Raw genomic sequence first — 25,922 nt, 5'->3', positions numbered from 1 at the left:
GCGGCTCCGGAGCGCGTCGTGCGCCCCGTTCACTTTCCGAAGCCCCTTGCGTTGACATGAGCGCGTCGTCACTCTGTTACCTGGCGCCTGCCCCACGTCCACCCGGCGCCACCACGATGGCCGCGTCGCCGTGGCCAACAACCCCCCACTCCTAGGGAGTTCGCATGTCGCACATGCCTGAACGCCGGCGCGTCTACGCGCGTCGCGCCGCCCTCCTCGGCGGGTTCGCAGGGCTGCTGGGCACGCTGGTGCTCAGCGGTCCTTCCGCCCAGGCCGCCCCTCCCACCCCGCCGAGCGCCGCCACCGCCCGCACCCAGCTGGCCGCGCTGACGGTCAAGGCCGAGGGGTCGTCCGACGGTTACAGCCGGGACAAATTCCCGCACTGGATCACCCAGAGCGGTTCCTGCAACACCCGCGAGGAGGTCCTCAAGCGCGACGGCACGAACGTCCGGACCGACTCCAGTTGCGCGGCCACCAGCGGCACCTGGAAGTCCGCGTACGACGGCGAGACCTGGACCGCCGCCTCCGACGTGGACATCGACCACGTCATTCCGCTCGCCGAGGCGTGGAAGTCCGGCGCCAGCAGCTGGACCACCGCCCAGCGCCAGGCCCTCGCCAACGACCTGACCCACTCGCAGCTGATAGCCGTGACGGACAACGTCAACCAGGCCAAGGGCGACAAGGACCCGGCCAAGTGGCTGCCGCCGCTCTCCTCGTACCACTGCGTGTACGCCCGCATGTGGGTCTCGGTGAAGTCCGCCTACAAGCTCACCGTCGACTCGGCGGAGAAGTCCGCGCTGAGCGGCATCCTCAACGGCTGCTGATCACCCGGCGGAACCACGGGGTCCCCTCTGACGTTCCGTACCGTACGACGCGTACGGTACGGAACGCGGAGCGACGGAGGAGGGCCGGATGGCCGGGCTGCGCCTGGGACCACTGCTGCGGCACGTGGACTGGGAGACGGGGACGGACGCGACCGTCTGGGTGGAGGCCGACCGGCCCTGCGAAGCGGAGGTGCGCTGCGCCGACGGCGCGGGCGGCACGGCCCGCACCTGGCGGATCGCCGGACATCACTACGCGCTGATCCCGGTCACCGGGCTGCGGCCGGGCGCCGAGACGGCGTACCGGGTGCTGCTGGACGGCGAGCAGGTGTGGCCGCTGCCGGACTCCCGCTTCCCTGACTCCACGATCCGTACGCCGGACGTGTCCGGGGACACCGCCTCGGGCCCCGTGCGGGTCGCCTTCGGCTCCTGCCGGTGGGCCGCGCCGCCGTCCGACGCCTCGCACGACCCGGTGGGTCCCGACGCCCTGGACACCCTCGCGCACACCCTCGCCACCTCGCCCGACGCCCCGCGCCCCGATGTGCTCGTGCTGCTCGGCGACCAGGTGTACGCGGACGAGACGTCCGCCGAGACCCGCCGCTGGCTCGCCGAGCGCCGCGATCTGTCGGAGCCGCCGGGCGACCAGGTCGCGGACTACGAGGAATACACGCGGCTGTACTACGAGTCCTGGCTCGACCCCGAGGTGCGGTGGCTGCTGTCCACCGTGCCCAGCCTGATGATCTTCGACGATCACGACGTGATCGATGATTGGAACACCAGCGAGGCGTGGCTGAACCGGATGCGCACCACCCCCTGGTGGCGCGAGCGCATACTGAGCGGCCTGATGTCGTACTGGGTGCACCAGCACCTGGGCAACCTCTCCCCCGCCGAGCTGGCCGCCGACGGCCTGTACGCGGCGGTGCGGGACACCGAGGACGGCACGGAGGCGCTACGGGACTTCGCCGCCCGCGCCGACGCCGACCCCGCGTACACCCGGTGGAGCTACCGCCGCGACTTCGGCCCGGTGCGGCTGCTGATGGTCGACACGCGCGGCGCCCGGGTGCTGGGCGAGGACGCGCGGGCGATGGTGGAGGCCAAGGAGCTGGCCTGGGTGCGGCAGCAGGCGCTGGACGGGGCCGGGACGTACGACCACCTCCTCATCGGCACCTCCCTGCCCTGGCTGCTGCCGCACTTCGTGCACGACGTGGAGGCGTGGAACGCCTCGGTGTGCGGCGGCCGGCGCGGGGCGCGCTGGGCGCGCATCGGCGAGGACCTGCGGCAGCGCGGCGACTTGGAGCACTGGGCCGCCTTCCCCGAGTCCTTCGACGCCCTGACCGATCTGATCGCCGAGGTCGGCGAGGGGCCCGGCGCGCCCGCCACGATCAGTGTGCTGTCGGGCGACGTCCACCACGCGTACATCGCCGAACCCGACTGGTCCCGCTGGCCGCGCCGCCCGGTCAGCGAGATCCGCCAGCTGACCTGCTCCCCGGTGCACAACAGCATCCACGCCTCGATCCGGGTCGGTTTCCGCTTCGGCTGGAGCCGGGCGGGCCGCGCCCTGGGCCGCCTCTTCACTCGCCACGGCCGCGTCCCGGCGCCCCGGCTGAGCTGGCGCAAGACGGGCGGGCCCTGGTTCGGCAACCAGCTGATGACCCTGACGCTGGAGGGCCGTGGCGCGCGGCTGCGCCTGGACCAGGCGGTGAAGGACCCGGAGCCACGGCTGACGACCCCCCTGCGTGTCTCCTGGCCGGGAGACTAGGACCTCACTGGACGACCTCCTCCTTGACGACGATGTGGCCCGAGTCGGGGTTGAGGACGCCACCGAGCCGCCCGTACGCGCCGTCGGTCAGATCGAGGCACTTGGGCACGGACGGCGTCCAGCCGAAGGTGCCGCGGTCGTTGACGCGCACGACCAGTGATTTACCGTTCGCGACATTGGTGACCTTCACCTTGGTCCCGAACGGGAGCTGCGGGCTGCGGCTCAGCGAGGTGGCCGCGGTGTCCTTGTTGTTGTCGAAGATCTCACCGCTGGCGGTGTAGGAACCCGGGGGGATGTACCCGTAATGGGTGGCCCAGCAGTTCTGGCCCTTCGGCGGGGTGTCGCTCGTCGCGGCGGTGGACGTCGTGGCCACGCCCAGCACGGCGGAGAGCGCGACGGCTCCGGCCGCCACTCGGGCGATCAGCCTTCCCTTGCGCATGGCAGTGACCTTTCGCTGGTGGTGTTGGCTCGTGTGTCGGGCCCGTATCTCAGCGCACGGTCATGAGACCGCGTGGAAGGTGACGGTGAATCCGCTGCACTTGCCGCAGTTCTGCATCACCTGGTTGCCGGGCTCCTGGTCCTGCTTGGACCAGGCGTACGCCCGGGGGCAGCGCGAGGAGATCGCGTCGCTGTACGGGGTCCTGGCGTCCCGGTCGGGGTTGGTGCACAGCATCGGCTTGCCGTCCGCCCAGCGCGTGAGGTCGGCGGCGGGGCAGTACGGCAGCAGGTTCTGCGTACAGCCTTGTGTGGCGCACCCGCCGCCCCCGGCGGGATTGTCGGGGGCGATGGTGACCGGCTGGGAGAACGCGTTCACGTAGCTCACGTTGTACCAGGGAGCCAGCGTGTCCTTGGTGTCGAAATTGAACTCCGCGAGGCTGGTGGGCTGCTCACCCCGTTCGCACCGCTGGGCGTACTTTCCGCAGTCCCCCACCTGGCAGTGGAAGGTGCTGCCCGGGTTTCCGGTGCACCCCATGCGGGCGAAGAACTTTCCGCGCCAGTGCCCGGCGGCCGAGTTCTCGGGAATCGTCACGGTCGCCGAATGCCCGGATTCCAGGATGGGCAGACCGCTCAATTGCTCGGAGCCATCGGCATTGACCGCGCTGCCGATCCACACCTTCCTTCCCGTGCGGTTGACGAATGTGACCGTGTGATTGGCCGCTTTCGCGGTGTCGGCCTTCGTGGCCGCGACCGGTGCGGTACGGACCGTCTTCGCCGCGGTCGCGACCGCGCCCGATCCCGCGTTCGGTAACAGCGCGGTCAGGACCACCAGCGCCGCGGTGGCCAGACCGATCAGAATTCTTCGCAAGATTCCTCCGTCGGAATGCGCTCAGCAGGTCAGGTTGGCGCCGGGGGCGCGCCAACGGCGTACCGGGCTGTTCTCCGAGATGGACCTGGCCTCGATGCGTCCGCGCTACGGCCGGTCCCAGGTGACGGTCACCCCTGAGAGCGCTCCCAGGGGCGGACGGTCACTCATCACAGCGGCCGCGACAGCAGCCTGTCAATGGTCTGGACCAAGCGAGTGGTGGGGACCACACGCCGACGCCACTCCGACCCCAGAAGCCCCGCCCGCACGCGTCCGCAGCCACCGCCGGAGTGATACGGGACACAACGGAGGGGGACGTTCCGCTCCGCGGGTGGAATCCCGTGGAGCGGACGGCATGATGGGCGAGATCCTGCGCCACATCTGCCCCGGGAGTAACACTTGGCCGGAGACCCCCACGCCATAGCCATCGTCGGGGCCGGCCCCCGCGGCACCAGCGTGCTGGAGCGCCTCTGCGCCTCCGCGCCGGAGCTGACGCCCGGGGCCAGGCTGACCGTGCACATCGTGGACCCGTCCCCGCCGGGCGCCGGGCGGGTGTGGCGGACGGCGCAGCCGGGCGAGTTGCTGATGAACACCGTCGCCTCGCAGGTGACCCTGTTCACCGACGAGAGCGTCGAATGCGACGGACCGATACGCACCGGGCCGAGCCTGTACGAATGGGCCACCGGCCGCGGCGCCGACGCACCCGCCGCCGTCCCCGCCCCCCTTCCGTCCCTCGGGCCGGACGACTATCCGAGCCGCGCCCTCTACGGCCGCTACCTGGAGTGGGTATTCGCCGAGGTCGTCCGCACCGCCCCGGACACCGTCACCGTCCGCCTGCACCCGGCCCGCGCCATCGCCCTGGAGGAGGCGGCGGACGGCACCCAGACCCTGGCCCTTGACGACGGCACGCGCCTCACCGGACTGCGCGCCGTCGTTCTGGCCCAGGGCCATCTGCCCCGCACCCCGGACGAGACGGAGAAGCGGCTCGGCGCCCACGCGGCCCGGCACGGGCTGCGCTACTACCCGCCCGCCAACCCCGCCGATGTCGACTTGTCGCCCATCGCGCCCGGTGAGCCCGTCCTGCTGCGCGGGCTCGGTCTCAACTTCTTCGACCACATGGCGCTACTCACCGAGGGCCGCGGCGGTTCGTTCGTCCCGGCTCCGGAGGGGCTGGTCTACCGCCCCTCGGGCCGCGAACCACGGCTGTACGCGGGTTCACGGCGCGGCATTCCGTACCACGCCCGTGGCGACAACGCGAAGGGCGCTCATGGCCGTCACACCCCGTTGCTGCTGACCCCGGACGTCCTCGAAGGCTTCCGCAAGCGCGCGGACGCCGGCGATCCGCCGGACTTCCTCACCGAGGTGTGGCCGCTGGTGGCCAAGGAGGCCGAAACCGTCTACTACGAGGCCCTGCTGTCCCGCCAAGGCCCGGGCGCCTCACGGCACTTCCGACGTCATTTTCTGGCCACTTCCGCCGGCTCCCCCGAAGAGGCCGCCGTGCTCCTGGAATTCGACATTCCGGCAGCCGGGCGCTGGTGCTGGGAAACGATCTCCCAGCCTCACCACGAACAAAACTTCACCACGCGTGACGCCTTCCGGCGGTGGCTGCTGACGTACGCACGCGCGGACGCCGCCCACGCCCGGCTGGGCAATGTGACCGGTCCGGTCAAGGCCGCGCTCGACGTCCTGCGCGATCTCCGCAACGAGGTGCGGCTGATAGTCGACCACGGCGGGCTCACCGGGGTCTCGCGCCGGGCCCATCTCGACCGCTGGTACACCCCGCTGAACGCGTTCCTGTCGATCGGCCCGCCGCGCCGCCGGATCGAGGAGATGGCCGCGCTGATCGAGGCGGGGGTGCTGGAGATCCTGGGTCCAGGTCTGGACGTCACGGCCAAAACACCTGATGGTCCGTCAGATCAACCGGGCTTCGCCGCCCGCTCGGCCCGCGTCCCCGGCCCTCCGGTCCTCGCCCGCACGCTGATCGAGGCGCGGCTGCCGGAACCGGATCTGCGCCGCACCGCCGACCGGCTGCTGAGCGGACTGCTGCGCTCCGGGCAGTGCCGGCCGCACCGGGTGGAGGGCTACGAGACGGGCGGGCTGGACGTCACCCCGGCCCCCTTCCGGATCGTGGACGCGCAGGGGCGGCCGCATCCGCGGCGGTTCGCGGTCGGGGTGCCGACGGAGGGCGTCCACTGGGTGACCGCGGCGGGGGCGCGCCCCGGCGTGAACTCCGTCACCCTGTGCGACACGGACGCGGTGGCGCGGGCGGTGCTGCTCCTCGCGGCGACACCCGAGCCCCACCAGGAAAACCGCGCCGATGTGCGCCGCGGAGCTCCGAGGAGCGGCCCCGGGCGCCTCTCGAACACCCCTTCCGGGCTCGCACATTGGCAGGAACTTGAACTTGCAACAAAAGGTGAGGGGAACCTAACCTGACGGTCCCATTGTTTCTCCGTCCCCAGGAACAAGGAGCAATCCCCTCATGTCTCCCGACACCTTCCCCCGCTCGCTCGGCGAGCTGCTGGACAGCGGCAGGCCGTATGTCCTCTCCCTCTTCCGGATCGTCATCGGCCTGCTCTTCTTCTGCCACGGCGCCTCGTCGCTGCTCGGCTGGATGGGCGGCGCGATGGGCACCGGCAAGACCGTCGAGGCGGGCGTCTGGCCCGGCTGGTACGCCGCGGTGATCGAGCTCGTCGGCGGCGCCCTGGTGATGCTGGGCCTCGGCACCCGCACCGCCGCGTTCATATCCTCGGGCTCGATGGCCTACGCGTACTTCCACGAGCACCAGCCGCAGAAGCTGTGGCCGCTGCAGAACGGCGGCGAGCTGGCGGCCATGTTCTGCTGGGCGTTCCTGCTGATCGTCTTCACCGGCCCGGGCCCGTGGGCGCTGGACCGGATCTTCGGCTCGTCCCGCGCGTCCTCGGCGGCGGCCGAACCGCGGCGCCAGCCGAGCTCGGTCTGACCGCCAGAGATGCCAACTCCGTGAACGTGCGGTGAATCACGCCATGCGGGGCCACGTGCCCCGCATGGCGTGATGCGATCAGCATCGTCACCCCTTACCGGTACCCTGAACGGTCACAGGCGTACGCTGTATGGCTGTAAAGGCCGCTTCCTCCACCCCGCGCGGACGAGGACGCGGCGGCGGGGGAACGGGATCGGGAGAAGAACGTTGTTGGAACATTTGGGGTCGCTGACCAACACCCCATGGATCTACGCAGTCATCGCGGCCTCGGTCCTGCTCGATGTCTTCCTGCCCGTCCTGCCGAGCGGCTTCATCGTCATCACGGCCGCCACCGCCGCCGCGGGCACCACCGTCGACCCGGTCGGCGTCGTCCGTCAGGCGGACGCGGCCGACTTCCCCGCGATGTTCGCGCTGCTGCTGTGCGCCGCGACCGCCTCCGTCATGGGCGACATGGTCGCCTACCGGCTGGCCTGGCGCGGCAGCGACCGGCTCGCCCGGGCCATCGCCCGCTCCCGCCGACTCACCTCCGCCCAGGAGAAGTTGGGCACCGCGCTGGTGCGCGGCGGCGGACCGCTCGTCGTCATAGCCCGCTTCGCCCCCGCCGGGCGGTCGGTCGTCAGCCTGAGCGCGGGCGCGGCACACCGTCGGGTGACGGAATTCCTGCCCTGGTCGATGGTGGCCGGCCTGGCGTGGGCCGCGTACGGCGTGGCGCTCGGCTACGTCGGCGGCCAGTGGCTCGGCGCCGGCTGGCTGGGCACGGCCGTCTCGGTCCTCGCGCTGTTCGCCGCGGGCGCGGGCGCGGCGTATGTGATGAAGCGCCCGGCCGACGACGAGACCGGGCAGCTGATGGTGGCCGCCGCGGGCCCCGTGCCCCCGATCCCGGCCCCGTAGGGACACCGGCTCCGTAGCGTACGTCCCCGGCCTGCCCGGGCGCGTCGGCGCCCGATTACGGATCACCCCGGGATTGCGGTTACGGTCCTCCCCATGCGACCCGTGCGGCCCATGCGTCACTTCGTCCCCCCGGTCCCGGCATGCTGAGCCGTGCGGCCGGGATGTTAGCGGCATTCGTCGTCGGCCTCGCGCTGGTCGTCGCCGCCGTCCTCGTCGTACGGCAGATCATGACGCCCTCCGAGCCCAAGCTGCCCGTCATCCCGGACGCGCGGCGTGCGCTCGTGGAGCGCGCCGCGAAGGCATGCTCGCCGCTGAGCGTGCCACTGCTGGCCGCGCAGATCCACGCGGAGAGCGGCTGGCGGCCGGACGCGGACTCCGGACACGCCCAGGGCATCTCGCAGTTCGCCCCGGACACCTGGAAGGAGTGGGGGCGGGACGGCAACGGCGACGGCAAGGCCGACGTCTGGGAGCCCCGGGACGCGATCCCCTCCCAGGCGCGCTACATGTGTCATCTGTACGCCCTGGTCGGAGAGATCCGCGGCAACCGGATGCGGCTCGCCCTGGCCGCGTACAACGCCGGACCGAGCGCGGTGCTCAGGGCGCGCGGCATCCCCCGCATCCACGAGACCCGCGGCTACGTGGACCGGATCGTCAACACGCTGCTGCCCCAGTACCGGAAGAGCGAGGCGATCTACCAGCGGAGCGAGGCGAAGCGCGAACGTGCGCGCAGCGCCTCGCCGTCCGCCTCCGCCCCGCCCTCCCCCAAGGCCCCCTCGCCCGACTCCGCCCTCTCCGCACGGGCTAGCCGCCCGCGGCTATGAAGTCCTCCACGGCCCGGACGAGTTCCAGCGGCGTCTCGTCGGCGGGGTAGTGCCCCGCCGACGCCAGCTCGACCAGGTCGGCGTTGGCGTACCAGCGCAGCCAGGTCCGGCGCATCACCTCCGCGGTGAGCGCCGGATCATGGGCGCCGACGACCACCCGCACCGGCAGCTCGGCGCCGTCCACGTCCTCGTGGAAGTCCTCCAGCGCCCAGGAGTCCAGCCAGGCCCGGAACGCCTTGGCGTCGCTGTGCTCCAGCGAATGCCGCACCATCAGATCGAGCCAGGCGTCCGGATGGCGCCCGCCGGTGGTGAGGTCGATGATCGCCCGCCGCGACTCCGGCCGGTCGGCGGCCGACGCGAACAGCTCCCACTGCTCACCCTCCATCGGCACCCCGCTCGCCGGTACGGGGGCCACTCCGACCAGCCGCCGGACGCGGTGCGGGGCCGCCGCCAGCACGCGCTGGACGACGGCGCCGCCCATCGAGTGCCCGAGCAGCGAGAACGACTCCCACTCCAGATGGTCGGCGAGCGCGAGCAGATCCCGGCCCGCCTCGCTGGTGGTGTACGCGCCGGGGACGTCACGCGCTTCCCCGTAGCCGCGAAGATCGGGCAGTACGTAGGTGAAGGAGCGCCGGTCGATGTGCGGCAGCATCGCGGCGTAGGCGGCGCGGTCCGAGAACCAGCCGTGCACCGCAATGACGTGGTGCGGCCCTTCGCCGACGGTTTCGTACGGTGGAACGAGGGGTGGAACGAGCGGTCCCATGGCACCTCCGGTCCCAGTCGAATGCGGGCACGCGGCGCGCGCCCGCTGGTGAACAACGGTGGCGTCTCGTACGGAAGTGGGCAAGCCCGGTGCGCATATGCACAGGGCGTCACCCGCACGGGTCACCCATACGGCCCACCGTGACGGCTCACGCTCACGGCTCACGCTCACGGCTCACCCCGGCGACTCCCCCGTACGGCGGGCCGCCCGCGCCGGTCCGCGTGTCCGGTCGTAACCGCCGGGCCGTCCGTAGTGTCATGGCCGCTGTGGTGGGCGACGAGCGCGAGTCCGACGACGAGGGCGGCAGCGGGACCACGCCTCTGCGCACCGCCGCGGTGATCCTCGCCGTGGCCGCCGTCTACTACGCGAGCGCCCGGCTCGGTCTGCTGCAGGAACTCGTCCGCGGCCAGGTCACCCCGCTGTGGCCGCCGACCGGCATCGCCCTGGCGTGCCTGCTCCTGCTGGGTCCGCGCGGCTGGCCCGGCATCGCCCTCGGCGCCCTCGCGGTCAACGCCCCCATCGGCCCCGCGCCCCTCGCCGTCCTCGCGATCGTCGCGGGCAACACGCTGGCCCCGCTGTGCGCGTATCTGCTGCTGCGGCGAGCGGGCTTCCGTACGGAACTGAACCGGCTGCGGGACGCGCTGGCCCTGGTCTTCCTCGGCGCCCTGGCCGGAATGCTGATCAGCGCCACGCTGGGCACCGCCGCCCTCGTCCTCGCGGACGCCCTCCCCGCGAGCGCCTTCTGGCCCACCTGGTCGGTCTGGTGGACCGGCGACGCGATGGGCGTCCTGGTCGTCACGCCCCTCCTGCTGGCCGCCCGCCGGGCCCGGCTCCCGCGCGGCGTCTCCCCGTACCGCCTGCTGGAGGCGGCCGCGCTGCCGCTGGGCACGGCGGCTGTCATGCTGGTGGCCACCCGTACGGCCGCCAGCCTGCTCTTCCTCGTCTTCCCCTTCCTCATCTGGGCGGCCCTCCGCTTCCAGCTCCCCGGCGCCGCGCCCTGCTCGCTCGTCGTCACCGTCCTCGCGATCCAGGCCACGGCCGAGGGCGTCGGCCCCTTCGCGGACCACTCGCTGCTGACCCGGATGGTCACCCTCCAGGCCTTCAACGGCTCCACCACCCTGACCGCCCTCCTCCTCGCGGCGATCATCGCCGAGCGCGACCACACGCGACGGCAGATCGAGCAGGTGTGCGTCCAACTCGCCGAAACCGTGGTGCGGCTGGCCCCGGGCGGACGGGAACCGGGCCGATAGCAACGGCATCTACCAGCCCGTACGCCTGTTGCTGATCCCCACCCGGACCGCGAGGGAACCCATGACCGCGAAGGCCACCCGCCACCTCTATCTGACCCGGCACGGCGAGGCGACCCCGGACGAGCGCGCGCTGACGGACGACGGCCGCCGCCAGGCCGTTCTGCTCGGCAAGCGGCTCCGGAACGTTCCGCTGACCGCTATCCACCACGGCGCGCTCCCCCGCGCCGCCCAGACGGCGCGCCTGATCGCCGCCCAGCTCGACGGCGTACCGGCGCACGCGTGCGAGCCCGCCGGGGACTACATCCCGCACACCCCGGAGCGCGCCGAACTGCCGCCGGACGCCGCCGACTTGCTCCTCGACTTCGTCCACCGCGTCCCGGCGGACGAACGCGCCGACGGCCCCCGGCTGGCCCAGGAGGCACTGGAGCGCTTCACGGGCCCGGTGTCCGGCGCCGAGGACCGCCACGAGCTGGTCGTCACCCACAACTTCCTCATCGCCTGGATCGTCCGGGCCGCGCTCGACGCACCGCCCTGGCGCTGGATGGGCCTCGACCACGACAACGCGGCCCTGACCGTCCTTCGCTACCGCCCGGGCTTCCCGGTCTCCCTGGTCTCCTTCAACGACACGTCCCACCTGCCGGTGGTGTAGCCGGCCGCCCAGGGGACGGGACATGGCGAGGCATGCTCAGGATCCGGGCGGATGACGCGGGTGAGCGCCTCCCTCACCTCATCCATCCGCGGACGGTCGGCCCGCAGCCCGACCCGGATCTCCCGAACCCACCGCTCCCCCGGGTCGGCCCCCGGATACTGACACCGCCACTGCTGCGGCAGCTCCTCGTACAGCTCGCGGTCCTCCACCGCGACCACCGCCGGCTCGTAGCCTTCCGGCCCCTCGTCCAGCAGACTGCGGAACCCGTCGACGACCCGCGCGAGGTCGTCCTCGGCCGCGTACACCCCGATCCGGATGACGAAGTCCTCCTCCGCGCCGCCGCTCAGTAGTAACCCCTCCCCCCGTCGACCAGCTCCCGCATCGCATCCATGTGACCGGCGTGCCGGGCGGTCTCCTCGATCATGTGAAACAGGATCCACCGCAGCGAGGGGGCGGCACCGGTCGGGCTGGGGCGCCGGGCGACGTCGTCCAGCGCATGCTCCGCGATGATCGCGTCCGACACCGCGCACTGCTGCTCGTACTCGGCGAGCAGCTGGTCCAGCGGGACGCCCGCCACCCGCATATCCGCGTCCTCGACCCCCTCCTCGAACCGCGGCCCCTCCGTGGGCCCACCCCTCAGAACGACCTCGAACCAGAGGTGCTCGACCCACCGCATATGGGACACCACACCGGCCATCGTCATCAGCGGCGAGGCCGGCAGCACCGCCCGATGGGCATCCTCATGCGACAGCCCCTCGCACTTCCAGTGGACGACCGACCGTTGCATGTCGAGCCAGCCGACCAACTGCGTCCGCTCATCGGCCCCGTACGCGGGCCGTACCCGGGGAGGAATCATGCCCGCCGACGCTACTCCAACCCCCCGCGCCCCGCACCGAAGTTTCGGCCGGGCCCCATGCGACCGCACACCCGACGCAACCGGACGAAGGCCGGACCCGTGCTGTGGGGCCCGGCCTTCCGCATCCGAGTCACGCGCAGCCCATGCAGCGTGAATAAGGACAGGCATCACGGTACGACCCACCACCGACAACTGCCGGAGCCTGTGGATAACCACCCCGAACGGGTCACCACCCCGATCAAGCGCGGCTCCAGCGCTGCAGGACACACTCGTCACGCCGGACGGCGATCAGCCGTCGAAGCAGAGGTGAGGACCCATTGACCGAGCGGTGGCAGGAACGCCACACCGCACTCCTGGACACGCTCACGGCGTCCGGGGCGCTGCCCTCGGACTGGCGTGGCGCGTTCGAGGCCGTGCCGCGCCACCGCTTCATCCCCGCGGACATCTGGGAGCAGAAGGCCACCTGCGTGCCGGTCACGACGGACAACGCCTGGTGGGACCTGGTCTACCGCGACGTACCGATCGTCACCCAGGTGGACGACGGGCGCGGCGACGGCCCGGGGCTGGCGACCTCGTCCAACTCCATGCCCACCATGGTGGCCCGGATGCTCGGCGCGCTCGATGCCGCCGCCGGGCACCGCGTACTGGAGATCGGCACCGGCAGCGGCTGGAACGCGGCACTGCTCGCCGAGCGGCTGGGCAGCGCGAACGTCACCACCGTCGAGGTCGATGAGGTGCTGGCGGAGAGGGCCACGAAGGTCATCGAGGAGGCCGGCTACCGCCCCAGCGTCGTATGGGGCGACGGTGCGCGCGGATGGGAATCCGCGCGCACCGTACGACCGGATCATCGCCACCTGCTCGGTGCGCCGCGTCCCCCACGCCTGGGTACAACAGACCACCGTGGGCGGGATCATCGTCGCGCCGCTGGCCGGGGACTTCTGGTCCGGCGCCCTGGTACGGCTCGAGACAGCCGCGGACGGCACGGGCCGCGGCCGGTTCATCGGTGGCGCCAGGTTCATGCCGATGCGCTCCGAGCGCCCCCGCCCGGACGCCCCCGTGGACAGCGGCACCGCCCGGCGCGGCACCCCCGGCTCACTCCCCCTCCCCGCCCTGGCCGACCTGGGCTTCGCCCTCTACGCGGGCGCGCGGCTGCCGGGCGTGGTCATGGCCGACGGGACACAGGACGGTAGGTATCAGCTGTGGTTCCACGACCGGGAGGGATCGGCTGCCACCGTCAACGCCCAGGAGACGTGGCAGTACGGTCCCCGCGACCTGTGGCAGGAAGTCATGGCCGTATACGCCGACTTCGTGACCGCAGGAAGCCCTGGGGCTGACGCGTTCGGGCTGACGGTGACCGCCGAGGGCCAGCAGGTGCGCCTCCACTCCGACTCACAGTGGGGCTGACAATTCCTCGTGCAGCCCCTCCGGGGCGGTGTGGTCGTCATCGGTACCGGCGTGATCGGCGGTGAACCAGCGCGCGTACTCGTCGATCTCGGACAGCCGCCAGTCGAGCGCGAACAGCTCGGCCATCGCGGGGTCGGCGTGCAGGCGGTCGCCCGCGCCCGCCGTGAGCAGGTCGGCGTAGTCCCGCTCGCGCGACGCGAGGGTCAGCGACTCCCAGTCGACCAGCTTGAGCCCGTGGGCGCCCACGACCTGGTTGTCGTTGTGCGGCTCGCCGTGGGTCGGTACCCAGGAGTCCTGCTGCGCGAGGGCGATGTCGGCGAGTTCGTGGTACCGGCCCGTCCACCGCGTGATCGCGTCGGCGTGGTCCGCGATCGCGGTCCGGGCCTCCTCCGCCAGCGGGCCGGACGTCCAGGGCCGTGCGGTGCGGGCCCGTAGCCCGTCGGCGAACCCGGGGCCGACGCGCGGCGCCCACCGCCGCAGGCCGCCAGTGCGCGGCGACCGCACGCGCGACCGTCTCATCGCTGATGAAAGAGGGGCGGGACAACACAAGACCCACCCTAGAAACCCTGCCGGCCGCCGTCACCGTCATTTCCGCCCCCCCTGGAGGCGGTCTTGCGCGGTATCCCACCACTCTCGAAACTTGCTCGCCGGGGAGACACAGGCGGCAGGGGGAGACGGCGATGGCGACACGACGAGGGCGCAGACGGTCATTACGCCGCAGGGCCTGGCCCACCGGCGCCGCACTCCTCCTCGTCCTGGCCCTGACCTGGGACACGATGTGGCCGTACGTCGTCGGCCTGGCCCTCGTAGCCCTGCTCGGCGGCGCCGGCTGGTGGCTGTGTACGACACACCGGAAGACGGTGGCCGGACATCGCGCCTGGCAGGCCGAGGAGGAGAACAAGGCGCGCGAGCGCTCCATGGCCGAGGTCGACGCCATGACGTGGCAGCGGTTCGAGCTGTACGTCGCGGAGCTGTGCCGCCGCGACGGCTGCACGCAGGTCGTCGTCTCCGGGAAGTCGGGTGACCTGGGCGCGGATGTCATCGGCCTCATGCCGGACGGCCGGCGGCTGGTGATCCAGTGCAAGCACTACGCGGCGCACCGCACCGTATCGAGCGGCGACATGCAGAAGTTCCTGGGCACGGCGAAGGCCGAACACGGCGCGGACGTCGCGGCCTTCGTCACCACGGCCAACTTCACGCGCGCCGCGCAGGCCCTGGCCGTGAAGCACGGCATCCTCGCCCTCCACCGCAACCTGCTCGGCGCCTGGGTGCGCGGGTCCACCTTGGAGTCCCTGATCCCGCTCAACGGAGCGGGCACCGGCCCGCCGCGCAGAGCGTAACGGCTCCGCCGCCTCCCTGCGGCCGGGGAAACGCGTAGGTCCGCCCCGATCTGGGCATGCACGGGAGGCGGGGACGGGGGGAACGATGAGCAACAACGTACCGGCGGGTCACGGCCTACTGCGCAGATTTCGCGCCGCCCTCGCCCTGTGCATTCTCCTCGGCGGGCTCAGCCTGGCCCTGGTGTCCAACGGCCGTGACGGATTCGGCTGGGCGGTGCTCAATGAGCTGGCCATCTTCGCCGCCGCCGGTGTCGCCGTCCCCTTCTACTACGACCTGTTTCTGCGGGATGCCGAACGGCAGAGATTCCTGGAGGAGATGGGGCAGCAGCTCGATGAGCGGCTGTCCGCTCGCGAAAGCAGCCACGGTCTCACCGTTCATGCCCAGGGTCGCCGCTCGCCGACCGAGAAAGCCGAATTCCTGAACGGGGCACGTTCCCAGATCATCGAAGTCGGCATCGCCCTGCGCAGTCTGGCGAGCCTGTTCGTCTCACGTCCCGAGCGGGACTTGGTCGACCCCGTGCGACGGCTCCTCAGCCAGGGCGTGAACATCACCTACATCGTGGCGGACCCTGCATCCGCTCTGGTCGCCGAGTACGCCCGAAGCATCGGCGAACACGAGCTGCCGCAGCGGGCGGCCGACTCCGCCCGGCAGCTGCTGGAGGTCGCCAGGCGTTTCGAGGCCGAAGGGCACCCAGGACGCATCGTCGTGCACGTCACCCGGCAGCTCCCCACGTGCTACCTGAGCATCGTCGACCCCGGCTCCGAGACGGGCCGCTGTCGCACCTCCCCCTACCTGCCGGGGGTGCGGAGAGCCGACTCGCCCGTATTCGACATTGCCCGGAGGACCCAGCCCGAGCTGTTCGAGCGCTACGTGACCTATGCGCGCAGCGTCCTGGAGGACAGCAGACCGGTAGCCGGGTGATCGACTGAGGCGTTGTCAGCCCCTACCGGGCAGCCCTAGTTTGGCGAGCGGACGATGCCGAGGGACAAGGACGAGGAGAAGTCCGCCGAACATGGCTCGCACGCGATGGCACCCTCCCCCGGAAAGCCTCTTCAACGCCGCAAACCGCGTCGTCCGGCCACTCCTCCGGTCCCGGCTGCATCCGCTCGTGAGCCGGCGGCTGATGCTGCTCACGTACGACGGTGCCAAGACCGGCCGCACCTACGCGATTCCCCTGGCCTCCTACCGAGGGGCCCCGGACGAGGTGTGGGCCTTCGGCGCCCGGACCGGCTGGATGAGCAACTTCCGGAACGGTCGCACCGTACGTCTCCTGCTGCGCCGCCGGGACCTACGGGCCGAGGCCACGGCCGTGGAGGACCGGGAGCAGGTGGCGCGCCTGCTGGAGGAACTCGTCCAACGCAAGGGGCCAGGCGCGGTCCGGGACCCGTTCGTCGGGTTTCCGCGCGACCGCCACCCGACGCACGAGGAGGCGCTGGCCGCGGCGGACAGGGTACGCATCGCCCGATTCCACCTGTCCACCAAACCCTGGATTCAGGGCCGGTCGAGCCGAAGCCGCTCGGCCCTCGGCAGACCCGCGACCACCAGGTCGTAGGAGTCCTCGATCAGCTCCCGGACCAGCTGATCCGGAAGATCACCGTCGACCGTCACCGTGTTCCAGTGGCGCTTGTTCATGTGCCACCCCGGCACGATCAGCCCCGGATGCTCGCCCCGCAGCCGCACCGCGACCTCCGGCTCGCACTTCAGATTCACCGTGAGCGGACGCGCGTCCAGGGTCGTCAGCGCGAAGATCTTGCCGCCCACCTTGAAGGCCGAGACCTCCGGGACCCGCGGGAAGGGAAACTCCTCCGCGGCCGCGTTGAAGGACACACAAAAGGACCGCAGCTGCTCGGGGGTCACTTTAGGTCTCCTCGATCTCGGCCGGTGGGGATGGCACCCCAGCTCTACCAGGCCCGCGACGGACTCTGCCACATTGCCGCGTCCCACGCTCGCTCTGCCCTCAGCGAAGGACCACAGGACCTGCGAGGGCGGTCGTGCAGGCTGCGTCGTATGGAGGTCATCGAGGTACTACCGAGACTGCGCAGGCTTCGCTTCCCCGTGGGGTCCGCCTACCTCTGGCGGGACGACGACGAGCTGACCCTCATCGACACCGGGACGGCCGACTGCGCGGCGGAAATCGAAACCGTACTGGACGGCACATTGCGGCGAATCGTGCTGACGCACTGGCACGAGGACCACACCGGCTCGGCGGCCGAACTGGCCGACCGGCACGGAGCCGAGGTCGTCGCGCACCGGCTGGAGGCTCCGGTGATCCGCGGGGACGCGGTCGGGGCACCACCGGTGCTGGAGGAGTTCGAGGTACCGATCAAGGCGGCCATTCCGCCACTGCCGCCCGTGCCGCCGTGCCGAGTGGACCGAGAGGTCGAGGACGGCGACGTCCTCGCCTTCGGCGGCGGGGCGGTGGTCGTCGCGGTGCCCGGACACACGGACGGCTCGATCGCCCTCCACATGCCCGGGCCGAAGATGCTGTTCACCGGCGACGCGGTCGCCAACGTCGGCCAAACCATGCTGGGCGTCTTCAACACCGACCGCGCCCGAGCCATCGAGTCGCTGCACCGGCTGGCCACGCTCGACGTCGCCACGGCGGTGTTCGGACACGGCGACCCGATCACCCACGGCGCCGCGGCCGCCCTGCGAGAAGCATCCGTCGCAGCCAAGTGACTCCCACCAGCACGGATTCGAACCGCCGACATCCGCCTTGTAAGAACAACTCCTTGCCTCCTGTGCTGCGGCACTTGGATTGACAGGCATTCACCGCGACTCTCCGGGCACGAAGACGTAGGTGGCTAGAGGTCGTCGGGCAACAGCCGGAAGGCGTGGGTGCCGGTGAGCGGGGTGATGGCTCTGAAATCCCGGCGGTCAAGGGTCAGGATGATCTCGGTGTCGTATGCCTCAGCCAGAACCACGTTCACGGCATCGGTCAGATCGAGTTGCAGGGCCGCGTAGTGGTCCTGGACCTTGCGAGCCTTGCGCAGGGTATCGGGCGACAACGTGGGAACGGCCACGCGCCCAGTGTGTTCCTGCGCCAGGAGCCAGTCGTTCACCGCGTGGGCTGCGCGGCGATCGACGTTGCGGGTGGTGATGTGTTCGATCTCCAGGATCACCAGGGGCGAGACCACGGTGAGCGCGGCCTGTCGCATAGCGGTGCGCGCGGCCTTGTGCTCGGGGTCCGAGGCGTTGAGTGCGGCGACCAGACCGGAAGTATCGCCGACGACGATCACTCGGCGTCCGCCACGCCGTCCGAGACCGCCCGGTCGATCTCTTCGGCGGTGACCGGGCCGCCGAAATCAAGTCGGGGAATGTCCCATTCCTCGTCCCAGCGCCGAGTACGCAGGGCCGCGATGTGGAACGCCTCCCGGAAATACTCCGACTCCGATCGGCCCTCTCGCGCGGCGGCCGCTTTGATCAGCGCGAGATCCTCTTCATCGACCATGACGGTCGTCTTCTTCAGCGCCATATGGTTATGGTACCACCGCCATATGTTTCTGCCCGAGATGTCGACCAGGACCGAGACGAGAGGTGTCAAGTGCTGCCGGCTTGGCCTGCGCCTTGTCTGACGGTCCGCTACTTTCCCTTGTGCGGCAGCGACGAGGCCCCGAGGCGCTGACCCGGACCAGCAACGCATCGTCCAGGCTGGGTTCCCCGTGGACGACGCGCTGTGGCCGGCGCCCACCGACAAAGTCGGTCCGGGCCGTTGATGTCGGCGGCAGATGTCAAAGACCCCCAGCCGGGACCGGCTGGGGGTCATTCTGGGGTGGGCGCAGACGGATTCGAACCGCCGACATCTGCCTTGTAAGGGCAGCGCTCTACCGCTGAGCTATGCGCCCTGAGCGAGCTGTCAGCCTACCTTGTTCGCGGGGCGGCGCCGCAATCCCGGCTGGGGCGGCGGTTGAGGCGGGAGGAAGGCGGGGACGCGAACCATACCGACCCCTGTGTTCGTCCCTGGTGGGTGGGAGAATGACATCCGGGCCCGGGCGATCCAATGGGAGAGGGAAGTGGCGGCGACACCTGCGCGGCGGTGGTTCGGGGGACGCGGGGAGAGCCAGCGGGCGGAGGCGCAGGCGGCGAAGGATGCCGCGGCGGCCGCGTTCTACGAGCTGGACACCGCGCAGCGGGATCTGCGGATCTCGATCGAGACGATCACGGCGGTGGACGACTCCCCCGCCGCCCGCCGGGCCGCCGGCGACTTCGCGGCGCTGGGGCAGCGGATCGACCAGGTCAGCCACGACTACATCACCGCGGTGGACGCGCATGATCTGGACCGGGACGGGCTGGACGCGGCGGCGGCCGGGCGGGCGCGTGCGGAGCTGACGCGGGCCCGGGACGAGCTGCGGCGGACCAAGGCGGATCTGGAGCGGTTCGAGCAGGGGCTTGGGCCGCTGCTCCAGCAGGCCGAGACACAGCTCGCGCGGCTGGCGCCGGCGGTGGAGCGGGCGCGGCAGGCGCTGCTGGCGGCCACGAATGCGCTGGACGAGGTGCGCGGCTCCGGTCTGCGGGCGGATGATCTCGCGGCGCGGCTGGCGGCGCTGTCGCCCGAGCTGACCAAGCTGAACCAGGGCGCCGGGCAGCACGGCGTGCAGGAGACCATCCGGCGTGCGGACGATGTGCTGCGGCGGGCGGAGGCCGTCCGCGGGGAGGCGGAGCGGCTGCCGGAGCGGGCGGCCGAGATAGACCGGCGGCTGGTGTCGCTGCGTACCCGCGCCCAGGCGATCACCACCCGGGCCGCCGGGGTGGAGCCGGTGCTCAGCGAGCTGCGCCGCCGCTACAGCGCGGCCTGCTGGCAGGATCTGCAGTCGGTGCCCGGGCAGGCGGCGCGGGATGTGGCGCAGGCCGAGGCGAAGCTCGGCGAGGCGCGGGCGGCGCGCGAGGAGCAGCGCTGGCCGGACGCCACGGCCCTGCTCAGTACGGTGCGGGCGCTGCTGAACACCACGGACGAGGCGGTGTCGGCGGCCGGGGACCGGCTGCGGCGGCTGGACGAGGTGTCGTTCAACCAGGACAAGGAGATCGAGCGCACCCGTTTCGCGATCCGCGACGCGCAGCGGCTGGCGATGGCCGGGCGCAGCACCCCCGACCCGCGCCATGCCCGCCCGCTGGACGACGCGGTGGGGCGGCTGGAGCGGGCGATCGCGGGGCTGGAGGGGCGGCATCCGGACTGGTGGCACTTCCTCACCGAGACGGAGGCGGTCCGGCAGACGGCCGCCCGGGTCGTGCAGGAGATCCGCGACGATCTCGGGAGCGGGGGCGGGGCCGGGGCCGGGCACTGAGCCTGGTGCCGGGAATGGGGTTCTGGGGGCGTTCGGGCTGGTTATGCTCCTGACATGCCTCGCTACGAATACCGCTGCCGCGCCTGCGGGACCACCTTCGAGCTCAACCGGCCCATGGCCGAGTCCTCCGCCCCCGCCTCGTGCCCGGAAGGCCATGACGACACGGTGAAGCTGCTGTCGACCGTTGCCATGACGGGCGGCTCCTCGGCACCGGCGCCACCGGCCGCGCCCGCCGGTGGCGGGGGCGGGGGCGGGTGTTGCGGGGGCGGGTGCTGCGGCTGATCCTGGGAGGTACGTCATCGGGGGTGCGCAGAACGGCGCGTACCCCCGCGTACCGATCGCGGGTGCCCCCCGCGTACCCACCGCGGGTACGGCCTCGCCGGTTAGGAGGCCGACATGGCTACTGGCCGTCCCTCCCCCATCGGTCCGCACCCCGCGGGCACCGCGCGGCACTTTCCGGAGCGGATCGGCGGGCGCACCAAACTGGACGAGCATCTGCCGGTCGACCACCGGCTGAGCCGGGTCTATCGCATCGGTGCGGGTTTGATGGGGCTGGTCCTGGTCGCCTTCGGGATCCTCGGTCTGACCGACCACATCGGGTTCTTCGACATCGGGGGCGCGACCGCCGCCGGGCTGAACACCAACGGCGCGCTGAGCGTGCTGTCCATCGCCATCGGGGGGCTGCTGTTCATCGGCATGGTCGTCGGCGGCAATTTCGCCTCGACGCTCAATATGGTGCTCGGGCTGCTCTTCTTGCTGAGCGGATTCGTCAATCTCGCGCTGCTGGAGACCAGCTTCAACTTCCTGGCCTTCCGGCTTCAGAACGTGCTGTTCAGCTTTGTGGTGGGCCTGATGCTGATGTGGTTCGGGATGTACGGGAGGGTGAGCAGCAAGCTGCCCCATGACAACCCGTACTGGATCTCCCGCCACCCCGAGCAGGCCCGGCGCGAGGCCCGGGCGCGCGAGATCATGGAAGCCCGGCGGCTGGCCGCGGAGGCGGGCGCGGGGCAGGGCGTACGGCCCGGCGAGCCCGCCCGGCCCGGGGGGCCGCCGAGCCGTACGCCGCCGCCGGACCGGCCGGAGCAGCCGGGCCAGCGGAGCGTGGTGGACCATGTGGGCGGCGAGGAGGCCGTCGACCGTGACGCCGGCCGTGACGTCGGCCGTGACGAGGAGAAGCCGCCCGGGAAGTGGGGGAAGCTGGACCGGGCGCCGGGGGAAGCGGCCCCGTCCGAGCGAAGCCGCTCCCCTCGGCGCTGGCCCCACCTCCCCCGCCGCCACCGCGCCGAGCGGCGGCAGGTCAGCGGCGGCGAGCCAGGGTCAGGCCGTCGGCGATCGTGAGCATGACCGCCTCCATGCGGTCATCGGCCGCCACATGGTCGTTGAACTCCTTGATCGCGGCGCCGCCACCGGTGGCGTCCGGGTCGACGACGGCCCCGTGGTAGAAGACGTTGTCCGCGACGATCAGCCCGCCCGGGTTCAGCCGCGGCACCAGCTCCTCCCAGTACGGGATGTAGTTGCCCTTGTCCGCGTCGAGGTAGGCCAGGTCGATGTGCGGATCGGCGGGCATCGCGCGCAGGGAGTCCAGGGCGGGGGCGATCCGCAGGTCGATGCGGTCGGCGACGCCCGCCTTGGCCCACGCCTGACGCCCGTACGCGGTCCACTCGTCCGACACGTCGAGGGCGACCAGCGTGCCGCCGGCGGGCAGGGCCTGCGCCATGGACAGCGCGGAGAAGCCGGTGAAGGTGCCGACCTCGACGATGTGCCGGGCGCCGGTCAACCGGACCAGGAACGCCAGCAGCGGTCCCTGTTCCTCGGCGGACTGCATCCCGGCGTACTGCGGCAGCCGCGCGTGCGTCACGTCGACCAGTTCGCGCTGCACGGGGTCGAGCGGCGGGTTGTGGGCCAGCATGTAGCCGTACAGCTCACTGGTGATCGGGGTGCTCTTGCTCTCGGCCATGGGTGGGCCTCCCTCTCATCGGTCCGCTCCGGTCCGCTCCGTGTCCAGCCTGTCACGAGGCGATGGCGAGTCGGGTGGCGACGCAGGTGCGCCGCCACCCGACTCGTGCGGCTCGTCAGCCCCGGCCGCGGGAAACGGCGCGGATGACCTCGCGGCGGGCCTTCGCCCAGTGCAGGGAGGCGTGTTCGGACAGGGCGCGGGCGATCGCCTCGCCCGCCGCGACGCCCTGCTCCTCGACCGCCGTGACCTGCGGTGCCGTCCAGCCCGCAGTGGCCAGTTCGCCGTGGCCGGGGCGCCAGGCCTGGTCGGCGCACTCCAGCAGGTCGGCGTCGAGGAGCGAGTCGCCCGCGGTGAGCACCTCGTCCGCGCCGGTGCGGCGCTTGACCTCGGCGACGGCCGCGCTCTTGGTGAGCGGCTTCGGAACGGCGTAGATCTTGCGGCCCTGGAGCGAGACGGTCCAGCCGCGCGGCTCCGCCCAGTCCGCCAGTTCCTTGACGTATTCCTCGGGCAGCAGCTTCCGCTCCACGACGAGGTACGCGAAAAGGTCCGCAGCGACCCGCTCCTTGAGCAGCCAGGCCGGGTCGGCGGTGGCGGTGAGGTGGGCGCGGACCTCGTCCAGGGGGGCGCAGGAGTCGGCCAGGGCGCCGCGCACGCCCGCGTGCCACTCGGGGTCGGGCTCGCCGTCGACCAGCAGATGGCCGCCGTTGGCGCAGATCGCGAAGCGGGGGGCCGGGCCGGGGAGGTGGACGCGCCGGTACTGCTCGGGGGTGCGGGTGGTCGTCGGGACGAAGACGGCGGTGCGGGCCAGCTCCGCGACCAGCCCGGCCGCGGCCTCCGTCAGATACGACAGCGGCTTGCCCTCGTACACCTCGACGCACAGCAGCCGGGGCGCCTCGGCGTCGGGCATGTCGAGGCCGAGCGCCGCAGCCGAGTAGATCAGCGTGCGGTCGAGATCGCTTGCCACCAGAACGGTCATCGGGCCGCCTCCACCGCGTAGGTCCATACGTTCATCTCGCCGCCACCGCCTTGCCGTCCGCGCCCGTGGCGCCTCGTGTGTAGCGCGGGTGGATCAGCCCCACGCAGGTGTACGGCAGGCCGTCCGTCTCCTCGACGGGCACCCCGCGCTGCTCGGCGAGCAGCCGTACGTGGTCCAGGTCCGCGCCCGCGCCGCGCTTCGCGAGGATCTTCCACGGGACGCGGCGCAGCAGCACGCGCGTCGTCTCGCCGACGCCCGGCTTCACGAGGTTGACGTCGTGGATGCCGTACTCCTCGCTGATCCGCTCCACGGCCCGCCACCCCTCCCAGGTCGGGGTGCGGTCGGCGGCGGCCAGCTCCTTCGCGTCGACCGCCACGCCGTCGGCCACTTCCTCGAAGCGGTCCGTGATGGCGTCGAGGAACGCGCCGGAGAGGTCCACGTCGGCCAGCTCGCGGTAGAACTTCGCGCCGTGGAAGTCGCCGGGTCCGACGAGGTCGGAACGGAGCACGGTGCGCGATATCAGCCCGGAGACGGTCGAGTTGAGGCACGCGGAGGGGACGAGGAAGTCGTCGCGGGTGCCGTAGGTGTCCACGCAGCGGCCCGGGTCGGCGAGGACCGCGATCCGCGGGTCGAAGTCCGGGTACGGGGCGAGGGCGTCCGACAGCTCGCGGGTGATCGCGCCCTTGCCCGTCCAGCCGTCGACGAAGACGACGTCGGCCGGGTCGTGGTGGTCGGCCAGCCAGCGCAGCGCGGCGGTGTCGATGCCGCGGCCGCGCACGATGGAGACGGCGTAGTGCGGCAGGTCGAGCCCGTGGGCGTGGCGCGCCCAGCGGCGCATCAGCACGCCGACGGGGGTGCCGGCGCGGGCGAGCGAGACGAGGACGGGGCGCGGGGAGCGCTCGGCGAGGACCGTCTCGGTGACGGTGCCGACGGCGCGGGCGATCCGGCTCGCGGACGCCGCGAGCGCGGCCCGGAACAGTTCCTGGTAGTCCTCGCTGGGCTGGTACTCGACGGGCAGCGACTCGGCGTAGTGCGCCCCGCCGCTCTGGATCGCCTCCTCGCGCTCCTCGGTGGGGGCCTCGAGGGTGACGTGGGAGAAGTCCTGGAGCAGCCAGCCGACGTCGTCGGGGGCGTAGGACGAGAACGCGGGCCCGCGCAGGGGCTCGGGCGGCGGTTGGGGCATGGAGTGGGCCTGCCGTTCGGGGACGGGAGCGGTGGGGGGCGGTATGTGGGAGGGGACGACGGCCAGCGCCAGCCGGTCGGTGTGCGCGGCCAGCCGCGCGAGCAGCCCGTCGGGGGCGTGCAGCGCGGGCGTGTCGGCGGCCGAGTCGACGACGGCGACGACCGCGTCGAAGCGACGCGCGGGGTCGGCGCCGGGCGCCACGTTGTAGGCGTAGCGCGGCCCGGGCCCGTCGGCGGGGCCGTCATGGGCGGGGAAGGTGAGCGCGGTACGGATCGCATAGCCCGGGTCGTCCACGGCCAGCACGGGCGACCGCGTGGTGGTCGAATACCGCACCTCGGCCCCGTCGAGCACGTCGTCCAGCGCCCCGGCGAGCCGCAGCGGGGCGTACATCAGCTCCTCGAACCCGAGGACCAGGACGCGGCGGGGCATGGCCCCGGGCGCCCGGTCCGGCAGCGCCGGGGCGACACCCGCCCGGTCCGGCAGGCCGGGGGCGTCGACGGTATCCGGTGCCCCGGCCGGCGCGGGTCCCGGCGCGGCAGGGGCGGTCTCCGGCCCGGCGGCGGGTGACCCGGCGGGGCCGGGCGTGCTCGTCCGCGCCCCGTCCCCGCCTGGCCCGGCCTGAGCGCCGTACGCGGCGGTCAGCGCCTCCGCGAGGCGCGCCGCCATGGCCGGGAGCGCGGCCTCCAGGCGGGCGCGGTGGGCGGGCGTGAAGCCGTGGCGGCCGCCGTCCGGCAGCCCCTCGGGCCAGCCCAGCTCGACCCGCACGGCCGCCGGGACGCCCAGGGAGGCGGAGCCCTCGCCGGTCGCGGCGGCGGGGGTCGCAACGCCGGGACCCGGCGCGGCCGCCCCCGCATGCGGCACCGCCGCGAGGTCCGGGCCCGCGCCCCCGGCCGTCGCCGGGGCGGGCGGGGCTGCGGCGGGCCCCCCGCGATCAGGCGCGGGCGCCACGGCATCCGGCCCCGCCGCCCCGGCAGCCGGCACGGACTCGGCGTCCGGCGCGCCCCGCTCGTGGGTGGCCACCAGGTCGCGGCCGCGGGCCAGGACGTCGGCCGGGAGGTGGACCGTGCCGGTCGCGGCGGAGATCAGGTCCACGCGGGCGCCCAGGTCGGACGCGAAGGCGTCCAGGTGGGCGCGGTCCTCCGGGGAGCGCATGTCGACCAGGGCGACCACCACATAGCGGTCGCGAGGGAAGCTGCGGTGGAGGGCGGCGATGGTGTTGAGGACGGTGCGGCCGGTGGAGAACTCGTCGTCCACCAGGACCAGCGGGCCGTCCGTGGCCAGCAGCCGGGGGTCTTCCGGGAGCAGCAGATGGGACGTGGCGTGGCTGTGCTCCTCCTCGAAGCCGCCCACCGTGGGCACGCCCGCGACCGGGCGGCGGGTCGAGTGCAGGTACGGGGCGAGGGCCAGGCCGTCGGCGACGCTGTGGCCGAGGCCGGTGGCCGTCTCGGCGTAGCCGAGGACGACGGCGCGGGCCGCCGCCTCGTCGCCCAGCAGGGCGCGCACCTCCTGCCCGAGCGTCACGCCCGCGCCGTGGACGGCGGCGGGGCGCTGGGGGACGTGCTTGCCGAGCACGTTCGACACGAGCAGATGCGCCCGCTTGGGGTTGCGCCGCAGCGCGAGCCCGAGCAGCCCGGGCAACCGCCCGTCGCCGTCGAGCCGTACGCCGAGCCGGTCCGCGACCCACTGTCCCGACCACACCACGCTGTC

Annotated in this window: 28 protein-coding genes, 1 tRNA gene and 1 pseudogene; 17 read left to right on the top strand and 13 right to left on the bottom strand. The window is 72.3% G+C overall.

Annotated elements, in window-relative coordinates; translation table 11 throughout:
- Positions 1 to 173: 173 nt before the first annotated feature.
- Together ACH4SI_RS34000 and ACH4SI_RS33995 are read left to right on the top strand one after the other, a co-directional pair.
- Positions 174 to 824, top strand: a complete 651-nt coding sequence (locus tag ACH4SI_RS34000) for an HNH endonuclease family protein (RefSeq protein WP_398302699.1) — start codon at positions 174 to 176, stop codon at positions 822 to 824.
- An 88-nt stretch (positions 825 to 912) separates the two neighbouring features.
- Complete coding sequence (locus ACH4SI_RS33995; RefSeq protein ID WP_398302607.1) at positions 913 to 2,580, top strand: alkaline phosphatase D family protein; 1,668 nt, start codon at positions 913 to 915, stop codon at positions 2,578 to 2,580.
- A 4-nt stretch (positions 2,581 to 2,584) separates the two neighbouring features.
- On the opposite strand, the gene ACH4SI_RS33990 is transcribed toward ACH4SI_RS33995, so the two are convergent.
- Together ACH4SI_RS33990 and ACH4SI_RS33985 are read right to left on the bottom strand one after the other, a co-directional pair.
- Complete coding sequence (locus ACH4SI_RS33990) at positions 2,585 to 3,019, bottom strand: septal ring lytic transglycosylase RlpA family protein (protein ID WP_398302605.1); 435 nt, start codon at positions 3,017 to 3,019, stop codon at positions 2,585 to 2,587.
- 60 nt (positions 3,020 to 3,079) lie between these two features.
- On the bottom strand, positions 3,080 to 3,886 hold the full coding sequence (locus ACH4SI_RS33985; RefSeq protein WP_398302603.1) for a thaumatin family protein: 807 nt from the start codon (positions 3,884 to 3,886) through the stop codon (positions 3,080 to 3,082).
- A 396-nt stretch (positions 3,887 to 4,282) separates the two neighbouring features.
- Here ACH4SI_RS33985 and ACH4SI_RS33980 point away from each other — a divergent pair, with 396 nt between their 5' ends.
- The 4 genes from ACH4SI_RS33980 to ACH4SI_RS33965 all read left to right on the top strand — a co-directional run bounded on the left by ACH4SI_RS33980 (position 4,283) and on the right by ACH4SI_RS33965 (position 8,554).
- Positions 4,283 to 6,316, top strand: coding sequence for an FAD/NAD(P)-binding protein (locus tag ACH4SI_RS33980; protein WP_398302601.1), 2,034 nt, complete (start codon positions 4,283 to 4,285; stop codon positions 6,314 to 6,316).
- 46 nt (positions 6,317 to 6,362) lie between these two features.
- Entirely contained in the window at positions 6,363 to 6,842 is a 480-nt protein-coding gene (locus ACH4SI_RS33975; protein ID WP_398302599.1) for a DoxX family protein, read from the top strand.
- A 207-nt stretch (positions 6,843 to 7,049) separates the two neighbouring features.
- Positions 7,050 to 7,733, top strand: a complete 684-nt coding sequence (locus tag ACH4SI_RS33970; RefSeq protein WP_398302597.1) for a DedA family protein — start codon at positions 7,050 to 7,052, stop codon at positions 7,731 to 7,733.
- A 140-nt stretch (positions 7,734 to 7,873) separates the two neighbouring features.
- On the top strand, positions 7,874 to 8,554 hold the full coding sequence (locus ACH4SI_RS33965; RefSeq protein WP_398302595.1) for a lytic transglycosylase domain-containing protein: 681 nt from the start codon (positions 7,874 to 7,876) through the stop codon (positions 8,552 to 8,554).
- On the opposite strand, the gene ACH4SI_RS33960 is transcribed toward ACH4SI_RS33965, so the two are convergent.
- Entirely contained in the window at positions 8,535 to 9,317 is a 783-nt protein-coding gene (locus ACH4SI_RS33960) for an alpha/beta fold hydrolase (protein WP_398302593.1), read from the bottom strand. The two genes, ACH4SI_RS33965 and ACH4SI_RS33960, sit on opposite strands and share 20 nt — an antisense overlap.
- 257 nt (positions 9,318 to 9,574) lie before the next feature.
- On the opposite strand from ACH4SI_RS33960, the gene ACH4SI_RS33955 reads away from it, so the two are divergent.
- Both ACH4SI_RS33955 and ACH4SI_RS33950 read left to right on the top strand, forming a co-directional pair.
- A complete protein-coding gene (locus ACH4SI_RS33955) occupies positions 9,575 to 10,567 on the top strand; it encodes an MASE1 domain-containing protein (protein WP_398302591.1) in 993 nt (330 codons plus the stop codon).
- 61 nt (positions 10,568 to 10,628) lie between these two features.
- On the top strand, positions 10,629 to 11,216 hold the full coding sequence (locus ACH4SI_RS33950; protein ID WP_398302589.1) for a histidine phosphatase family protein: 588 nt from the start codon (positions 10,629 to 10,631) through the stop codon (positions 11,214 to 11,216).
- On the opposite strand, the gene ACH4SI_RS33945 is transcribed toward ACH4SI_RS33950, so the two are convergent.
- On the bottom strand, positions 11,150 to 11,521 hold the full coding sequence (locus ACH4SI_RS33945) for a hypothetical protein (RefSeq protein ID WP_398302587.1): 372 nt from the start codon (positions 11,519 to 11,521) through the stop codon (positions 11,150 to 11,152). The genes ACH4SI_RS33950 and ACH4SI_RS33945 overlap by 67 nt on opposite strands.
- Before the next feature lie 38 nt (positions 11,522 to 11,559).
- Positions 11,560 to 12,072, bottom strand: a complete 513-nt coding sequence (locus ACH4SI_RS33940) for a DinB family protein (RefSeq protein ID WP_398302585.1) — start codon at positions 12,070 to 12,072, stop codon at positions 11,560 to 11,562.
- 317 nt (positions 12,073 to 12,389) lie between these two features.
- Here ACH4SI_RS33940 and ACH4SI_RS33935 point away from each other — a divergent pair.
- Positions 12,390 to 12,836, top strand: a pseudogene (locus ACH4SI_RS33935) (protein-L-isoaspartate O-methyltransferase); the annotation flags it as partial.
- Positions 12,837 to 12,876: 40 nt separating this feature from the next.
- The gene (locus tag ACH4SI_RS33930; protein WP_398302583.1) at positions 12,877 to 13,476 is read left to right on the top strand and encodes a hypothetical protein; all 600 of its coding nucleotides are present in this window, start codon (positions 12,877 to 12,879) and stop codon (positions 13,474 to 13,476) included.
- Here the strand turns inward: ACH4SI_RS33930 and ACH4SI_RS33925 are convergent.
- Positions 13,462 to 13,980, bottom strand: coding sequence for a phosphotransferase family protein (locus ACH4SI_RS33925; RefSeq protein ID WP_398302581.1), 519 nt, complete (start codon positions 13,978 to 13,980; stop codon positions 13,462 to 13,464). The genes ACH4SI_RS33930 and ACH4SI_RS33925 overlap by 15 nt on opposite strands.
- A 272-nt stretch (positions 13,981 to 14,252) precedes the next feature.
- On the opposite strand from ACH4SI_RS33925, the gene ACH4SI_RS33920 reads away from it, so the two are divergent.
- From ACH4SI_RS33920 to ACH4SI_RS33910, 3 genes are all read left to right on the top strand, one after another.
- Positions 14,253 to 14,816, top strand: coding sequence for a restriction endonuclease (locus ACH4SI_RS33920; RefSeq protein ID WP_398302579.1), 564 nt, complete (start codon positions 14,253 to 14,255; stop codon positions 14,814 to 14,816).
- Positions 14,817 to 14,901: 85 nt separating this feature from the next.
- Positions 14,902 to 15,738: a hypothetical protein gene (locus ACH4SI_RS33915; RefSeq protein ID WP_398302577.1), complete on the top strand. Its 837-nt coding sequence runs from the start codon at positions 14,902 to 14,904 to the stop codon at positions 15,736 to 15,738.
- A gap of 91 nt (positions 15,739 to 15,829) precedes the next feature.
- Positions 15,830 to 16,369, top strand: a complete 540-nt coding sequence (locus tag ACH4SI_RS33910) for a hypothetical protein (RefSeq protein ID WP_398302575.1) — start codon at positions 15,830 to 15,832, stop codon at positions 16,367 to 16,369.
- Here the strand turns inward: ACH4SI_RS33910 and ACH4SI_RS33905 are convergent.
- On the bottom strand, positions 16,309 to 16,674 hold the full coding sequence (locus ACH4SI_RS33905) for an MmcQ/YjbR family DNA-binding protein (RefSeq protein WP_398302573.1): 366 nt from the start codon (positions 16,672 to 16,674) through the stop codon (positions 16,309 to 16,311). The genes ACH4SI_RS33910 and ACH4SI_RS33905 overlap by 61 nt on opposite strands.
- Before the next feature lie 150 nt (positions 16,675 to 16,824).
- On the opposite strand from ACH4SI_RS33905, the gene ACH4SI_RS33900 reads away from it, so the two are divergent.
- Positions 16,825 to 17,496, top strand: a complete 672-nt coding sequence (locus ACH4SI_RS33900) for an MBL fold metallo-hydrolase (RefSeq protein ID WP_398302571.1) — start codon at positions 16,825 to 16,827, stop codon at positions 17,494 to 17,496.
- Positions 17,497 to 17,621: 125 nt separating this feature from the next.
- On the opposite strand, the gene ACH4SI_RS33895 is transcribed toward ACH4SI_RS33900, so the two are convergent.
- The 3 genes from ACH4SI_RS33895 to ACH4SI_RS33885 all read right to left on the bottom strand — a co-directional run bounded on the left by ACH4SI_RS33895 (position 17,622) and on the right by ACH4SI_RS33885 (position 18,662).
- Positions 17,622 to 18,056 (bottom strand): PIN domain-containing protein, encoded by a 435-nt coding sequence (locus ACH4SI_RS33895; RefSeq protein WP_398302569.1) that lies wholly within the window; start codon positions 18,054 to 18,056, stop codon positions 17,622 to 17,624.
- Positions 18,053 to 18,292 (bottom strand): ribbon-helix-helix protein, CopG family, encoded by a 240-nt coding sequence (locus ACH4SI_RS33890; protein WP_398302567.1) that lies wholly within the window; start codon positions 18,290 to 18,292, stop codon positions 18,053 to 18,055. The genes ACH4SI_RS33895 and ACH4SI_RS33890 overlap by 4 nt, the downstream gene beginning before the upstream one ends.
- Before the next feature lie 298 nt (positions 18,293 to 18,590).
- A tRNA-Val gene (locus ACH4SI_RS33885) sits at positions 18,591 to 18,662 on the bottom strand.
- Positions 18,663 to 18,830: 168 nt separating this feature from the next.
- On the opposite strand from ACH4SI_RS33885, the gene ACH4SI_RS33880 reads away from it, so the two are divergent.
- The 3 genes from ACH4SI_RS33880 to ACH4SI_RS33870 all read left to right on the top strand — a co-directional run bounded on the left by ACH4SI_RS33880 (position 18,831) and on the right by ACH4SI_RS33870 (position 21,437).
- A complete protein-coding gene (locus ACH4SI_RS33880) occupies positions 18,831 to 20,099 on the top strand; it encodes a hypothetical protein (RefSeq protein ID WP_398302565.1) in 1,269 nt (422 codons plus the stop codon).
- Positions 20,100 to 20,153: 54 nt separating this feature from the next.
- On the top strand, positions 20,154 to 20,381 hold the full coding sequence (locus ACH4SI_RS33875; protein WP_398302563.1) for a zinc ribbon domain-containing protein: 228 nt from the start codon (positions 20,154 to 20,156) through the stop codon (positions 20,379 to 20,381).
- A gap of 114 nt (positions 20,382 to 20,495) precedes the next feature.
- Positions 20,496 to 21,437 carry a DUF4383 domain-containing protein gene (locus ACH4SI_RS33870; protein WP_398302561.1) on the top strand — a complete coding sequence of 314 codons (942 nt, stop codon included), beginning with the start codon at positions 20,496 to 20,498 and terminating at the stop codon, positions 21,435 to 21,437.
- On the opposite strand, the gene ACH4SI_RS33865 is transcribed toward ACH4SI_RS33870, so the two are convergent.
- From ACH4SI_RS33865 to ACH4SI_RS33855, 3 genes are all read right to left on the bottom strand, one after another.
- Positions 21,397 to 22,056, bottom strand: coding sequence for an O-methyltransferase (locus ACH4SI_RS33865; RefSeq protein ID WP_398302559.1), 660 nt, complete (start codon positions 22,054 to 22,056; stop codon positions 21,397 to 21,399). The genes ACH4SI_RS33870 and ACH4SI_RS33865 overlap by 41 nt on opposite strands.
- 115 nt (positions 22,057 to 22,171) lie before the next feature.
- Positions 22,172 to 23,032: an HAD family hydrolase gene (locus ACH4SI_RS33860; RefSeq protein WP_398302557.1), complete on the bottom strand. Its 861-nt coding sequence runs from the start codon at positions 23,030 to 23,032 to the stop codon at positions 22,172 to 22,174.
- Between the two features lie 31 nt (positions 23,033 to 23,063).
- Positions 23,064 to 25,916, bottom strand: coding sequence for a phosphoribosyltransferase domain-containing protein (locus ACH4SI_RS33855; protein ID WP_398302697.1), 2,853 nt, complete (start codon positions 25,914 to 25,916; stop codon positions 23,064 to 23,066).
- Positions 25,917 to 25,922: the final 6 nt, after the last annotated feature.

Origin of the sequence: Streptomyces sp. NPDC021212, from assembly GCF_044332925.1 — a bacterium.
Lineage (GTDB): Bacteria > Actinomycetota > Actinomycetes > Streptomycetales > Streptomycetaceae > Streptomyces.
The sequence above is the reverse complement of the archived record's forward strand: the minus strand, read 5'-3'. Positions and strand labels throughout refer to the sequence as shown.